Origin of the sequence: Gilliamella sp. wkB112, assembly GCF_001690685.1 — a bacterium.
Lineage (GTDB): Bacteria > Pseudomonadota > Gammaproteobacteria > Enterobacterales > Orbaceae > Gilliamella > Gilliamella apicola_J.
On record NZ_LZGL01000021.1, the window covers coordinates 1 to 13002 of the forward strand.

15 protein-coding genes, 1 rRNA gene and 1 pseudogene are annotated in these 13002 nt (G+C 32.5%); 13 read left to right on the top strand and 4 right to left on the bottom strand.

The window, feature by feature from the left end:
• The 8 genes and pseudogenes from rrf (at position 1) to A9G12_RS11880 (ending at position 5506) form a co-directional block, all read left to right on the top strand.
• Positions 1–115, top strand: a 5S ribosomal RNA gene (gene rrf, locus A9G12_RS11845).
• Positions 116–194: 79 nt separating this feature from the next.
• Entirely contained in the window at positions 195–752 is a 558-nt protein-coding gene (locus tag A9G12_RS11850) for a pseudouridine synthase (RefSeq protein WP_065564747.1), read from the top strand.
• A 119-nt stretch (positions 753–871) separates the two neighbouring features.
• Positions 872–1795 (top strand): annotated as a pseudogene (gene ftsY / locus A9G12_RS11855) (signal recognition particle-docking protein FtsY); the annotation flags it as partial.
• Between the two features lie 9 nt (positions 1796–1804).
• A complete protein-coding gene (gene ftsE, locus A9G12_RS11860; RefSeq protein WP_065566042.1) occupies positions 1805–2458 on the top strand; it encodes a cell division ATP-binding protein FtsE in 654 nt (217 codons plus the stop codon).
• A gap of 5 nt (positions 2459–2463) precedes the next feature.
• On the top strand, positions 2464–3423 hold the full coding sequence (gene ftsX / locus A9G12_RS11865) for a permease-like cell division protein FtsX (protein WP_065566043.1): 960 nt from the start codon (positions 2464–2466) through the stop codon (positions 3421–3423).
• A gap of 203 nt (positions 3424–3626) precedes the next feature.
• Complete coding sequence (gene rpoH / locus A9G12_RS11870) at positions 3627–4475, top strand: RNA polymerase sigma factor RpoH (RefSeq protein WP_065566054.1); 849 nt, start codon at positions 3627–3629, stop codon at positions 4473–4475.
• Between the two features lie 221 nt (positions 4476–4696).
• On the top strand, positions 4697–5278 hold the full coding sequence (locus A9G12_RS11875) for a DUF2975 domain-containing protein (protein WP_065566044.1): 582 nt from the start codon (positions 4697–4699) through the stop codon (positions 5276–5278).
• Positions 5279–5290: 12 nt separating this feature from the next.
• A complete protein-coding gene (locus A9G12_RS11880) occupies positions 5291–5506 on the top strand; it encodes a helix-turn-helix domain-containing protein (protein ID WP_065566045.1) in 216 nt (71 codons plus the stop codon).
• A 3-nt stretch (positions 5507–5509) separates the two neighbouring features.
• Here the strand turns inward: A9G12_RS11880 and A9G12_RS11885 are convergent, their stop codons facing one another.
• Positions 5510–6202, bottom strand: coding sequence for an aspartate/glutamate racemase family protein (locus A9G12_RS11885; RefSeq protein WP_065566046.1), 693 nt, complete (start codon positions 6200–6202; stop codon positions 5510–5512).
• Between the two features lie 315 nt (positions 6203–6517).
• On the opposite strand from A9G12_RS11885, the gene A9G12_RS11890 reads away from it, so the two are divergent.
• A complete protein-coding gene (locus A9G12_RS11890; protein WP_176701767.1) occupies positions 6518–7333 on the top strand; it encodes a hypothetical protein in 816 nt (271 codons plus the stop codon).
• A gap of 109 nt (positions 7334–7442) precedes the next feature.
• Positions 7443–8126, top strand: a complete 684-nt coding sequence (gene cobB / locus A9G12_RS11895; RefSeq protein ID WP_065566047.1) for a Sir2 family NAD+-dependent deacetylase — start codon at positions 7443–7445, stop codon at positions 8124–8126.
• A gap of 10 nt (positions 8127–8136) precedes the next feature.
• Here cobB and mtgA read toward each other — a convergent pair whose 3' ends face one another.
• Together mtgA and mobB are read right to left on the bottom strand one after the other, a co-directional pair.
• A complete protein-coding gene (gene mtgA / locus A9G12_RS11900) occupies positions 8137–8829 on the bottom strand; it encodes a monofunctional biosynthetic peptidoglycan transglycosylase (RefSeq protein ID WP_065566048.1) in 693 nt (230 codons plus the stop codon).
• 44 nt (positions 8830–8873) lie between these two features.
• The gene (gene mobB / locus A9G12_RS11905; RefSeq protein ID WP_065566049.1) at positions 8874–9365 is read right to left on the bottom strand and encodes a molybdopterin-guanine dinucleotide biosynthesis protein B; all 492 of its coding nucleotides are present in this window, start codon (positions 9363–9365) and stop codon (positions 8874–8876) included.
• Positions 9366–9465: 100 nt separating this feature from the next.
• Between mobB and A9G12_RS11910 the strand changes: the two genes are divergently transcribed.
• Positions 9466–10497: a threonine aldolase family protein gene (locus A9G12_RS11910; protein ID WP_065566050.1), complete on the top strand. Its 1032-nt coding sequence runs from the start codon at positions 9466–9468 to the stop codon at positions 10495–10497.
• A 110-nt stretch (positions 10498–10607) separates the two neighbouring features.
• On the opposite strand, the gene mobA is transcribed toward A9G12_RS11910, so the two are convergent.
• Positions 10608–11192, bottom strand: a complete 585-nt coding sequence (gene mobA / locus A9G12_RS11915) for a molybdenum cofactor guanylyltransferase MobA (protein WP_065566051.1) — start codon at positions 11190–11192, stop codon at positions 10608–10610.
• A gap of 279 nt (positions 11193–11471) precedes the next feature.
• Between mobA and A9G12_RS11920 the strand changes: the two genes are divergently transcribed.
• Both A9G12_RS11920 and A9G12_RS11925 read left to right on the top strand, forming a co-directional pair.
• Positions 11472–11741: a YihD family protein gene (locus A9G12_RS11920; protein ID WP_065566052.1), complete on the top strand. Its 270-nt coding sequence runs from the start codon at positions 11472–11474 to the stop codon at positions 11739–11741.
• Positions 11742–11755: 14 nt separating this feature from the next.
• On the top strand, positions 11756–13002 hold a 1247-nt coding region (locus tag A9G12_RS11925), incomplete at its 3' end, for a DsbA family protein (protein ID WP_065566053.1).

Below are 13002 nucleotides of genomic sequence, written 5' to 3' on the forward strand. Positions count from 1 at the left end.
CTGGCGGTAATAGCGCGGTGGTCCCACCTGACCCCATGCCGAACTCAGAAGTGAAACGCCGTAGTGCCGATGGTAGTGTGGGTATTACCCATGTGAGAGTAGGGTGCCGCCAGACTAATAAATAAGCGAGAGCCCAGCAGTGATGCTGGGCTTTTTTGTTTCTGCTTTTTAATTTTAAATTATGTAAATAATCGATGAGCTCATTAGTTGCATTTAATAAACCGTTTAATGTTATTAGCCAATTTTCTGAACATGAAAAATATCAGACATTAAAAAATTTTATTGAGTTACCTAAATTTTATCCTGCTGGAAGATTGGATACCGATAGTGAAGGACTATTATTGTTAACTAATGATGGTAAATTACAGGCTAAAATTAGTTCTCCAAAATTTAAGTTACCAAAAACCTATTGGGCTCAAGTAGAAGGTCTAATTGATAAACAGGCACTGGATAGATTGATTAATGGTGTTCAGTTGAAGGAATTTCATACAGCACCAGCGATTGTAAAAATAATTGATGAGCCACTTGATTTATGGCCAAGAAATCCCCCAATCAGAGATCGTAAAACTATTCCCACTTCATGGATTAGCCTTACAATAACCGAAGGAAAAAATCGTCAAGTAAGAAGGATGTGTGCTACTGTAGGTTTTCCTTGTTTACGTTTAATTAGAGTTCAAATCGGAAGATATAATTTATTTGATCACCATTTACAGCAAGGTGAATGGAAAACTATCACAATAAATGATCTTTAATCGATAGTGTTTAAATAATATTAAGCAGTCTCACTGAATGCGTTGGGCTTTATATTAAAATAAGATAAAATGATTAATAGATATGATCATCGGATAAGGTATTTATGACTGAACAAAAAAAAGAAGGATTCTTCACTCGTTTAAAAAAAGGTCTTTTTAAAACCAAGCAAAATATTGGATCTGGTTTTCTTAGCTTATTTAGAGGGAAAAAGATTGATGATGCATTATTTGAAGAGCTTGAAGAACAATTGCTAATTGCTGATGTTGGATTTGATACAACCCAAAAAATTATCCAAACGTTGACTCAACAAGCCAGTAGAAAAGAATTAAAAGATGCAGATGCATTACATGATCTTTTAAAACAAGAAATGAATACTATTTTAACTGATGTAGATAAGCCACTTAATGTAGAAACTCATCAACCATTTGTAATATTAATGGTTGGAGTTAATGGTGTTGGTAAAACAACTACAATAGGTAAATTGGCTCGTCAATTTCAGCAACAAGGTAAATCAGTAATGCTTGCCGCCGGAGATACTTTTCGTGCAGCGGCGGTTGAACAATTACAAGTTTGGGGTGAACGGAATCACATTCCGGTAATAGCGCAGCATACTAATGCTGATTCAGCTTCTGTTATATTTGATGCTATACAAGCAGCTAAAGCAAAGAGAGTTGATATTTTAATTGCCGATACCGCTGGACGTTTACAAAATAAATCTCATTTAATGGATGAGTTAAAAAAAATAGTGCGAGTAATTAAAAAGCAAGATGAAACAGCTCCGCATGAAATCATGTTAACTATTGACGCTAGTACTGGTCAAAATGCTATTAGCCAAACTAAATTATTTAATGAAGCTGTTGGTGTGACAGGATTAGCATTAACTAAATTAGATGGAACTGCAAAAGGTGGAATAATTTTTAGCATTGCTGATCAATTTCATATTCCTATTCGTTATATAGGTGTGGGTGAAAAAATAGAGGATTTAAGGCCTTTTGTTGCAAGTGATTTTATTGATGCTTTATTTGATGAAACAGATGAATAGAGAATAATCATGATCCAATTTCAACGAGTAAGTAAAGTTTATTCTGGTGGTAAACCTGCATTGCAAAATATAAGTTTTACTTTACTATCAGGAGAAATGGCATTCTTAACCGGGCATTCTGGTGCTGGGAAGAGTACCTTAATGCGATTAATTTGTGGTTTAGAAAAGGCCAATGATGGTAAAATTCTGTTAAATGGTATTAATGTTTCAAACCTTAAAAGACAAGAAATGCCATTCTTACGGAGAACTATTGGTATGATTTTTCAAGATCATCAGTTACTGATGGATCATACTGTTTATGAAAATGTAGCAATTCCATTAATAATTTTGGGTAAATCTTCTGAAGAGATTCGGCGACGGGTTTCAGCATCTCTTGATAAAGTGGGATTGATAGATAAAATGAAATTTTATCCTATACAGCTATCAGGCGGTGAGCAACAACGGGTTGGTATTGCTCGAGCTATTGTTAATCATCCAAGTGTATTACTTGCTGATGAACCGACTGGTAATTTAGATGATAAACTATCAAAAGATATTTTAAAGTTATTTGAAGAATTTAACCAAGCTGGGGTAACAGTATTAATGGCGACGCATAATATGGGACTTATTCGTCGTAAACATCATCGAATATTGCATTTAAATCAAGGACGTTTAGAAGAGTAAAATTAATGAAAAACTCTACTGTCAGATCAAGTAAATCAAAAATTCAAAATAATTTTTTAGCTCGCTGGAAAAGGCAGATTGGTTATGCTTGGCACAATGTATTTAATAACTTTTACCAACATATTCTAGCTTCATTATTAACAATTTTTGTTATTGCTATTTCAATTGCTTTGCCAACTATCGGTTATTTATTATGGAAAAATGCTAATGAAGCTGCTCAGCAATGGTACCCAACACCTAATTTAACCATTTACATAAGTAAAACATTAACACCAGAACAGACAACAGATCTCATTACTAAATTTAAAACGTATTCTGAAGTTGATAAAGTTGATTATCTTTCGCGAGATGAAACCAAAGAAGAGTTTATAACATGGTCAGGATTTGGAAATGCTTTAGATTTATTAGATGATAACCCTCTACCTGCAGTAGCAATTATTATTCCTAAAGATGAAGCCAAACAAACTACTATATTACATCAATTGCAAATTGAATTTCTTAAACTTGATGGTGTGGATGATGTTCGATTAGATGATAGTTGGTTTACTCGCTTAATTGCTCTAACCGATATGGTTAAATCAATAGTTTGGATTATTTCAATATTTATGATAATTGCTGTATCTCTGGTTATTGGTAATAGTATCCGTTTGAATATTTTTGCACGAAGACAGACAATTGTAGTCATGCAATTAATAGGAGCCACGGAAGGATTTATTTTACGTCCGTTTTTATATAATGGTATTTTTATAGGATTGGTTAGTGCTATTTTGGCATTGATTCTATCGGAAGTATTTATTCTTCAAATAGATGCAATCATATTGAATGTTTCAGATGTTTTTGGAACAATATTCACAATTAAAGGATTAGTATGGGATGAATGTATATTAATTATCCTATTTTCAATGATTATAGGTTGGCTTTCAGCTTTAATTACTACTAAGCGATATTTAAATATAACTGGTTAAATGTTTGCGTAGTTAGTTAAAATAATTAAAATATCGTTATTTCGAAATAGTTCTACAATAACGAATTATAAATAAAAATTGTGAACTAAATCACATTTTAAAGGTCTAATATAACAGAAAGATCGTTTAAGATAGTTTGTAAATTGTTGCAATAAATAGATGCAACAAAATTAATTTAAAAGGGGAATTAAATGAGTACTGAAATGAAAATGCAAGCAGTTGCTTTAATCCCACAAGGAAATATTGAATCATATCTTCGTATGATTAATAGTTACCCAATGTTAACAGCAGAAGAAGAAAAATCATTAGGGGAAAAACTTTATCATAATGATGATGTAGATGCGGCACGACAATTAATATTATCTCATTTGCGATTTGTGGCACATATTGCCCGTGGGTACTCTGGTTATGGCTTACCACAAGCTGATTTAATCCAAGAAGGTAATATTGGTTTAATGAAAGCGGTGCGTCGTTTTAATCCTGAAATGGGGGTGCGCCTAGTATCATTTGCCGTACATTGGATAAAAGCGGAAATCCATGAATATGTGTTAAAAAATTGGAGAATAGTCAAAGTCGCAACAACCAAAGCCCAAAGAAAGTTATTTTTTAATCTAAGAAAAAATAAACATCGCTTAGGTTGGTTTAATAACACGGAAGTTGATATGGTAGCTGATGAATTAGGTGTTAGCCGTAAAGATGTGTTAGAAATGGAATCACGTATGTCCGCGCAAGATATGTCTTTTGATGTAGATAGTGATGATGACGATAATACCATTGTTGCACCAGCACTTTACCTGGAAGATAGTAATTCTGATTTTTCTAAATCAATTGAAAATGATAATTGGGAAACAGATGCAACAGATAAATTACATGATGCATTATCACAATTAGATGAACGTAGTCAGGATATTATTAAAGCTCGTTGGTTAGATTCTGATGATAGCAAATCAACATTACAGGTTTTAGCTGATAAATATAGTGTTTCAGCTGAACGAATCCGTCAGCTAGAAAAAAATGCTATGAAAAAATTGAGAATTGCTATCGAAGCATGATTTAGTTAAATTATATTGATCTATGAAGCCTTACTTAATATTAAGTAGGGCTTTTTTATTACTATTTATTGTAGAAAAATATCGTATTAGTTAAATATAACTATAATATAATATATTTGTTTTGCGATAATTAGTTATCGTAAAACAATAATTAATTGTTGTTTTTTGTTTTCTCTAATGAGAATCTGTGTTTAGTTTTTATAAAAAGAGAGGAAATAAACATGAACACAGATTTAACCCAAAAATATTCTCGTTTGAATCTATATTGCAAATTTATGGCATTATTAACAATTATTCCTATTTTAAGTACATTAATTGGGGCGCTATCTCCCTTACTCTTTTATTTTTTTGATACTACAAATATTGGTCTGGGTTCAGGTGGATATTCTTTCTTTATTTCTAATGGAATCAATGAGGTGGATCCTAAAAGTTTATCCTTATGGCAAGCAACATTGTCTACATTGATAGACACCTTCTCAATACTTATTTTAGCTTATGCTTTTTATCAACTTAGATTACTTTTTTTAAACTATAGTCAATCAGAATATTTTTCAGAAAAATCGGCTAGTCATTGTTATATTTTTGGAAAAATGTTAGTTATTTGGTCAATATTTGGTATTTTATCTGAACCATTATTAACTTTTATTTTAACTTTTAATAATGATCCTTCTGAACGTTATATTTCTTTTTCATTTACTAGCGAAGATATTATGACGTTATTTCCTGCTATTAGTATTATGCTTATTGGTCAAATTTTAAAAAAAGCATGCCAGATTGCAGAAGAAAATAGACAATTTATTTAAAAGGAGTTAAGCATGCCGATTATTATTAATTTAGATGTGATGCTGGCTAAACGTAAAGTTAAATCAAAAGATCTGGCTTTGGCTATTGGTATTACAGAACAAAATCTATCCTTACTTAAACAAGGAAAAGTAAAGGGATTTAGATTTGCAACTCTGGAGGCAATCTGTGAATATTTAGATTGCCAGCCAGGGGATATATTAGAGTATATTCCTAATCAAGAAGGATAAACTTTATTCACTTATAGATAGCATTGCAGCTTCTTGTGCGTGTAGTAAAGCTGTATCGAAAAAAGGAATTGCACAGTCTTGCTGTGAGATTAATAATCCGATCTCGGTGCAGCCTAAAATAACACCTTTAGCGCCTCGTTTAGCTAGTTTCTCAATAATAGTAAGATAGGCTTGTTTAGATTCTGGTTTGATTATGCCGCGACAAAGTTCATCATAAATAATGTTATTAATTACATTCCTATCTGATTCATCAGGAATTAATACGTCAAGCCCCTTCTCAACTAGTTTAGCTTTGTAAAAGTCTTGTTCCATAGTATATTTAGTGCCTAATAAAGCAACAGAGTTAATATTTTGATTGAGTAAGTGTTTTGCTGTGACATCGGCAATATGAATGATTGGAATAGTAATTGCGTTTTGAATTTGATCTGCGACTTTATGCATGGTATTTGTACAAATAACAATAAAATCAGCACCCGCTCCCTCTAATCGTTTGGCGGCATCAATTAAAATTAATGCACTTTTATCCCATTCATTATTAGCTTGACAACTTTCTATCTCTTGAAAATCGACACTGTATAAAATGCTTTTTGCAGAATGTAAACCACCTAATGATTTAGCGATAACTTGATTAATAACTTGGTAATAAGTAACGGTACTTTCCCAGCTCATTCCACCAATTAAACCAATTGTTTTCATTGAATTATTCCTTTAAAAAATGTTCCCCAAAAATTTATATCCACAATGATAAAATATTTTTATTGGTAATAGATTTTTACTAAAATTAGTTAATTGCAACAATATAACATATTGACAGTAAATAAATATTTTTTTATAAGTTATTATCTATATATTTTTTAAATCTTTTTAACTTTGAAGCTTATTAATTTAAAGGTAAGCTTATAGAAACGTAAGTTTGAGTATATAACTATACTTTAATCTTAAATTAGATTTTATTTATAAAAATAATGGAATAAGTGATTGGAAAATATCATATTGAGGAAGAATAAATCAGTGATGAATAGAACTATCAATTATCTATTTTTTATGCCAATTATATTATTATTTTCTTTTTCATGTTTGGCCGAAACAAAAGTAATTCATGTACTTGTAGCTTTGTGTGACAACAAATATCAAGCCATCGCTCCTGTTCCCAAAGCAATTGGTAATGGGCAAGATCCTAAAAGTAATCTTTACTGGGGAGCGGCTTATGGTTTTAGAACTTATTTTTCTAAGCAAAAAGAATGGCAAGTCCTTCAAATTAATAACTCTAGTAACAGTAAAATATTAGAAGAAATTATATATAAACACCAAAACCAAGATGTATACCTAGTTGCACAGGCATATAATGGAAAATATATTGATGATACAGTAGATGATTTTTTGGATTATTCAGCAGGGAAAAAACAACACTCATTTATTCTTGATGGAAAACAGATAAATGCAGGAGGACAAGCTGATCTGGTTATCTATATTGGGCATGATTCATTAATGGAATGGTCTTGGAAAAAATATTTACCAGATAGTTGGCGCTGGGAAACATTATCAAAACAGCAACAAGAAAAACAAAAATCTCGCTTTGCAGCAGTTTTTGCCTGCAAAAGTCAAAAATATTTTTCTCCCGCATTATCTCGTTTAGGTATTACACCTTTAATTTTGACTACTCATCGTATGGCACCAGAAGCTTATAGTATTTATGCCATGATTGATGGTTGGTTACAAGGTGAGTCAAAAGCAAGTATTCGGTTAAAGGTGGCTAGTGCATACAGTAAATATCAGAAATTAAGTAAACCTGCTTTACAAATGTTTGTTACTGAATATAGCCAATAACTTTTTTTCATTATTCAGCAGTGCAAGTTTGTTACTATATAGAAAAAAGATATAAAATTACTTAGTACCAATTTTATTCTCTAATTATGTAAGCAAGGCGACATTGATTATGACTGAACCTAAAATTGTAATTCTAACAGGAGCGGGTATTTCAGCTGAATCCGGGTTGTCAACTTTTCGTGCCCAAAATGGCTTATGGGAAGGGTATAATGTGGATGATGTTGCAACTTATGAAGGCTATAAACGAGATCCTACCGCGGTACATAAATTTTACAATATGTTGCGTAATAAATTGCAAGATCCTAAAGTTCATCCTAATACTGCTCATTATGCATTAGCAGAGCTAGAACAAAAATTAGGATCTGATAACGTATTGATTGTAACACAGAATGTGGATAACTTGCATGAAAAGGCAGGATCTAAAAATATTATCCACATGCATGGTGAGTTACTAAAGGTTCGTAATGAAAAAACAGGAGAAATAATTGATTGTTATGGTGATATAGATTATAACCAAAATAAATTAATTCGACCGCATATTGTTTGGTTTGGCGAGATTCCATTACAAATGGATGAAATTTATGATGCACTTTTACAGGCAGATTATTTTATTTCAATAGGAACTTCTGGTAATGTCTATCCTGCCGCAGGATTTGTGCAAGTGGCGAACCAATCAGGCGCTAAAACTGTGGAGCTTAATTTAGAACCTAGCTTAGGAGAAAGTTTGTTTCATACAAAAATATACGGTGCGGCAAGTAAAGTAGTACCTAAATTCATTTATACACTAATTTAATTTTTAGATGTTATTCTAGTTCTCCTAAATAGCTTTGCCCCCCTAATTTATTCATTTGAATCCGAATCCATGCTGCTTTTTTTTGCACATAGTTACTAGGTGTTGCTGGGTTCCATTTTCTGGGATTCGGTAAAGTTGCTGCTAACAAGCTTGCTTGGTAAGGTGTTAATTGTTTTGCACTAACATTGAAATAATGACGTGCCGCTGATTCTATTCCAAAAATACCTTCTCCCCATTCAGCATAGTTTAAGTAGATTTCAAGTGTACGTTGTTTTGGCCAAATAAGCTCAATCCAAAGAGTAAACCATGTTTCAATTCCTTTGCGAATCCAGCTGCGAGATGGCCATAAAAAGATATTTTTAGCTACCTGCTGAGTGATTGTGCTTGCACCACGTATTTTTTTATTATTTTGGTTATATTCTAGGGCCTTACTTATAGCATTGAAGTCAAACCCCCAATGTTTCGGAAAGTTTTGATCTTCAGAAGCTATAACTGCAATTTTTATATTATCTGATATCTCATCCCAATCCTTCCATATTTGTTGTTGAGTTATGTTCCAGTTAACAATTTTTCTTTCTAACATTAACATTGAACCCAAAGGATTAACCCAGCGCATTATTAGAATTGACAAAATCGACAATAGCAAAAGGCCAATTATTACTTTTAAAACTATCTTTAGAGTCTTTTTTGATATTGGGTTCATATTAGTTGAGTAAATGAAAAAGTAAGCGATAAAGATACGATAAATTATGCTTTATATAAATAGTTTTTTATAAACTCTATTATTGGCTGTGGCTGGTTGATATTAAATTGAGGTATTGAAAGATCTAATACTTTATCGCATGCTACTGCAATAGTAAATTCATCAATGAATAGAGGTTTTTGGGTGGTACTTCGGTGGCAGATAATTTTCGGTAATGGTTCATCTTTAAATCCTTCAACCAAAATCAAGTCAACATCAGAAAATTTATGAATTAATGCATTTAAATCAGCTGGTTGATTTGGTGTTTCACAAACCATTGCATAACGATTATCACAGGCGATAATTGTTTGTGACGCTCCAGCTTTACGCAATTCATAACTATCTTTACCTGGAAGATCTATATCAATATCATGATGTGCATGTTTTAAGATAGCTACTTTATAGCCTTGTTTACTTAGAAGCGTGATAATTTCCTTAAGTAAGGTCGTCTTACCACTATTACTATAACCACATACAGCCAGAACTTTATTTTTCATAATTTATTGCACTATAAAAGCGACCAAAAGATGTTACTCATTATATAAAATTAATTATATTATAATATCCATCAAATATAAGAGATAAAGGTATATAGGTATGTATAATTTTACTAATGATTATAATGAAACGGTTCATCCTGAATTGCTAAAAGCCGTTACTAGTACAACTAATCAAAAAATAAAAGGTTATGGTTTAGATGATTATTGTACTAAGTCCAAGGAAAGCATAAAACAACAATTACAATCACCAAATGCAGATATTCATTTTATGCCTGGTGGCACAATTACTAACTTGACGGTAATTTCACATATTTTAAAGCCTTACCAAGCTATTATTGCAGCAAATAGTGGGCATGTAAATGTTCATGAAACTGGTGCAATTGAAGCTACCGGACATAAAGTATTAACCGTAAAAACAGAAGATGGCAAATTAACTCCAGAATTAATCGAAGAGATGTTAATTTTTCATTGTGATGAACATATGGTACAACCAAAATTAGTTTATATTTCGAATACTACTGAACTAGGAACAATATATACTAAACAAGAACTACGAGAAATATATCAATTTTGTCAAAAAAAACATTTATATCTTTACTTAGATGGTGCACGTTTAGCTATGGCATTAGCTGCAACTGAAAACGATATATCTTTCCCTGATTTAGCAAAATACACTGATATTTTTTATATCGGGGGAACTAAAGTAGGAACTTTCTTGGGTGAAGTGGTTGTTTTTAATAATACCACTATTAGTAAAGATTTTCGTTTTAGTATGAAGCAAAAAGGTGCCATATTAGCGAAAAGTTGGATTGTTGCTGTACAAATGAATGCATTAATGCAAAATAATCTCTATCTAGAATTAGGCCGTCATAGTAATAATATGGCTGAAAAACTGAAAACTATTTTTGAAAATGCTGGATTAACATTTGCTTTTAAACCACAAAGCAATCAGCTTTTTGTTAATTTTCCTAATAATCTAGTTAAAAAAATTCTAAGTAATTATAGTGTTGATAATCTAGGTGCGATGGGCATAGGGTATACATGTTTACGGTTTTGTACTTCTTGGGCAACACAAGAAGATGAAATTCAAACATTAGCTAAATATTTAAAAGGAGTTATTGATATTTAATATTTTGTTAACAAATGGCTTTACTATTTTATTTGCCTTTTATTATCATTACAGCAAATTTACTTGTCATTAAATTATGGATTTACAATATCCAGTCACTATGTTGTCTGTTACGCTTTTTCTTGCTTAGCTTTATTAAGTATTTCTGGAGTATTAATATTGATAAAACAAGATACTTTATCACTAAAATCAACAGACAAGGCATTGATTTGTTGCAAAAATATCATCAATTTTCTATCACCTTGCTCTAAATATGCTTTGAGTTGTGGTGTGACAATTTTATTGATAAGCAGGATCGTTGGGTGGTTATATTTACCATCAAAGGGATAAACCGCTTTATTGGTATCAATGTGTTTAGATAAACGTGTGATTAAGTTATCTGGTAAAAAAGGAGTATCACAACTTACAAATAAATTCCATTGTGTTTGGCTACGTTGTAATCCACTGTAGATACCCGATAGTGGTCCTAAATATCCTTTATAATCATCAGAAAATATCGGGTAACCGGCTTTTTGATATTGTTCAAAATGACGATTACAATTGATCATAATTGAATTGACTTGGTATTGGATGCAATCGATGACGTGTTGATAAAGCGGTTTACCTTTTAATAATAATAATCCTTTATCATTACCATTCATGCGTGAGCTTTGCCCTCCTGCTAAAACTATTGCTGTAATTGATAGTTTTTCCATAAATTATTTCTCTTTAACATTGCGAAAAAACAAAATAACATTACTATATACTATAGTTATTTAAAGTTGCAGGATTGATTACTAAAAATTATTTATATGGTTATAAGATTTTATAATCCTCAATATTTAACAAACTATTCTTATAGTGATTTAGAGTTTTTGAAAAAGTGAGTCAATAACTTTGCCTTACTTTTTCAAAAGTAGAGTACAAGCATCTACTCTGTATAATTTTATATCATTATCTTCTAGTGAGTCGAAAATTAAAAGAAGGTATTAATTATGAAATGTCATCGTATTGATGAGTTAATAGAATTGTTACAAACGGCTTGGGAAAAAGATTCTGATCTTAATTTATTACAATTTTTAACAAAATTAAGTCAAGAATCTGGTTTTGAAGGTGATATAAAAGATCTTAGTGATGAAGTTTTAATTTATCACTTAAAAATGCGTGATACTGATAAAAATGAAATTATTCCAGGATTAAAAAAGGATTATGAAGAAGATTTCAAATCCGCTCTACTAAAAGCGCGTGGAATTATCAAAGAATAAGGAGAATCACAAATATGAAAAAGACGCTAATTGCTATGAGCGCCTTACTGTTAGCTGTGACTTGTTTTGCTGAAGAAACTCCGGAAACAGCTAAATCAGAAACAACACAGTTAACAACTGATGCTACTACCTTAGCGCCGATTGAGGATGGTAAGCAATATTTTACTTTAATGGGCTTGCCATCACCAGATAAAGAAATTATTGAATTTTTTTCCTTTAATAGTTCAAGTTGTTTTGATTTTGAAAATAAATATCGTGGACCGCAAACTATAACTAAAGCGTTACCCGATGGTGTCGTATTTAAACGCTATCACATAAATTTTGGGCCATTATCGTCGGATTTAGCTCAAGCATGGGCAATAGCTAATGTGTTAGGTATCCAAGATAAAGTTTCAGAGGCACTTTATTCTGCCATCCAAGAAAAACATTCGATAAAAAGAGCTGATGATATTAAAGCTGTGTTTGCTAGTTTAGGTGTTAATGCTGAAACATATGATAAAACAAAAAACAGTTTTTTAGTTAAAGTTTTTATGAATCAGCAATCGGAGGCCGTAAAAGAATTAAAACCAAATTCTATTCCTGCTGTTATTGTAAATCGTAAATTTCGTATTAATAATCGAGGAATTGATATTACTACTGACGAGGAATACACGAATAATTACGCTAGAGTTGCAATATACCTTAGTCAATTAGAAACTAAAATTGAGCCAGTAGTCGAGTCACAAGAGGCATCAGCAGAACAGGTTAAATCCGAGCAAGCAACCTTAGATGTGCAACCGGAATCAACCCCGACTCCGGCCGTTAATTCGGAAGCGACTCCAGTGGCAACTGAGCCACAAGAAGCAGCAGCAGAAGAAGTTAAACCAGAGCAAGTAACGCCAGCTGCGCAACCGGAATCAACGCCGGCACCGGAAGTTAAACCTGAAGCGGCTCCAGCAGCAACTGAGCCACAAGAAGCATCAGCAGAAGAGGTTAAACCAGAGCAAGTAATACCAGCTGTGCAACCGGAATCAATGCTGGCTCCAGCCGTTAATTCGGCGACTCCAGCGACAACTGAGCCACAAGAAGCTGCGCCAGAAGAGGTTAAACCAGAGCAAGTAACCCCAGCTGCGCAACCGGAATCAACCCCGACTCCGGCCGTTAATTCGGAAGCGGCTCCAGCGGCAACTCAGCCACAAGAGGCATCAGCAGAAGAGGTTAAATCCGAGCAAGTAACGCCAGCTGCGCAACCGGAATCAACGCCGGCACCGGAAGTTAAACC

Coding starts and splice junctions, on each gene's coding strand:
- A9G12_RS11850 (WP_065564747.1), top strand. CDS start 195: ATGAGCTCATTAGTTGCATTTAATAAACCGTTTAATGTTATTAGCCAA.
- ftsE (WP_065566042.1), top strand. CDS start 1,805: ATGATCCAATTTCAACGAGTAAGTAAAGTTTATTCTGGTGGTAAACCT.
- ftsX (WP_065566043.1), top strand. CDS start 2,464: ATGAAAAACTCTACTGTCAGATCAAGTAAATCAAAAATTCAAAATAAT.
- rpoH (WP_065566054.1), top strand. CDS start 3,627: ATGAAAATGCAAGCAGTTGCTTTAATCCCACAAGGAAATATTGAATCA.
- A9G12_RS11875 (WP_065566044.1), top strand. CDS start 4,697: ATGAACACAGATTTAACCCAAAAATATTCTCGTTTGAATCTATATTGC.
- A9G12_RS11880 (WP_065566045.1), top strand. CDS start 5,291: ATGCCGATTATTATTAATTTAGATGTGATGCTGGCTAAACGTAAAGTT.
- A9G12_RS11885 (WP_065566046.1), bottom strand. CDS start 6,202: ATGAAAACAATTGGTTTAATTGGTGGAATGAGCTGGGAAAGTACCGTT.
- cobB (WP_065566047.1), top strand. CDS start 7,443: ATGACTGAACCTAAAATTGTAATTCTAACAGGAGCGGGTATTTCAGCT.
- mtgA (WP_065566048.1), bottom strand. CDS start 8,829: ATGAACCCAATATCAAAAAAGACTCTAAAGATAGTTTTAAAAGTAATA.
- mobB (WP_065566049.1), bottom strand. CDS start 9,365: ATGAAAAATAAAGTTCTGGCTGTATGTGGTTATAGTAATAGTGGTAAG.
- A9G12_RS11910 (WP_065566050.1), top strand. CDS start 9,466: ATGTATAATTTTACTAATGATTATAATGAAACGGTTCATCCTGAATTG.
- mobA (WP_065566051.1), bottom strand. CDS start 11,192: ATGGAAAAACTATCAATTACAGCAATAGTTTTAGCAGGAGGGCAAAGC.
- A9G12_RS11920 (WP_065566052.1), top strand. CDS start 11,472: ATGAAATGTCATCGTATTGATGAGTTAATAGAATTGTTACAAACGGCT.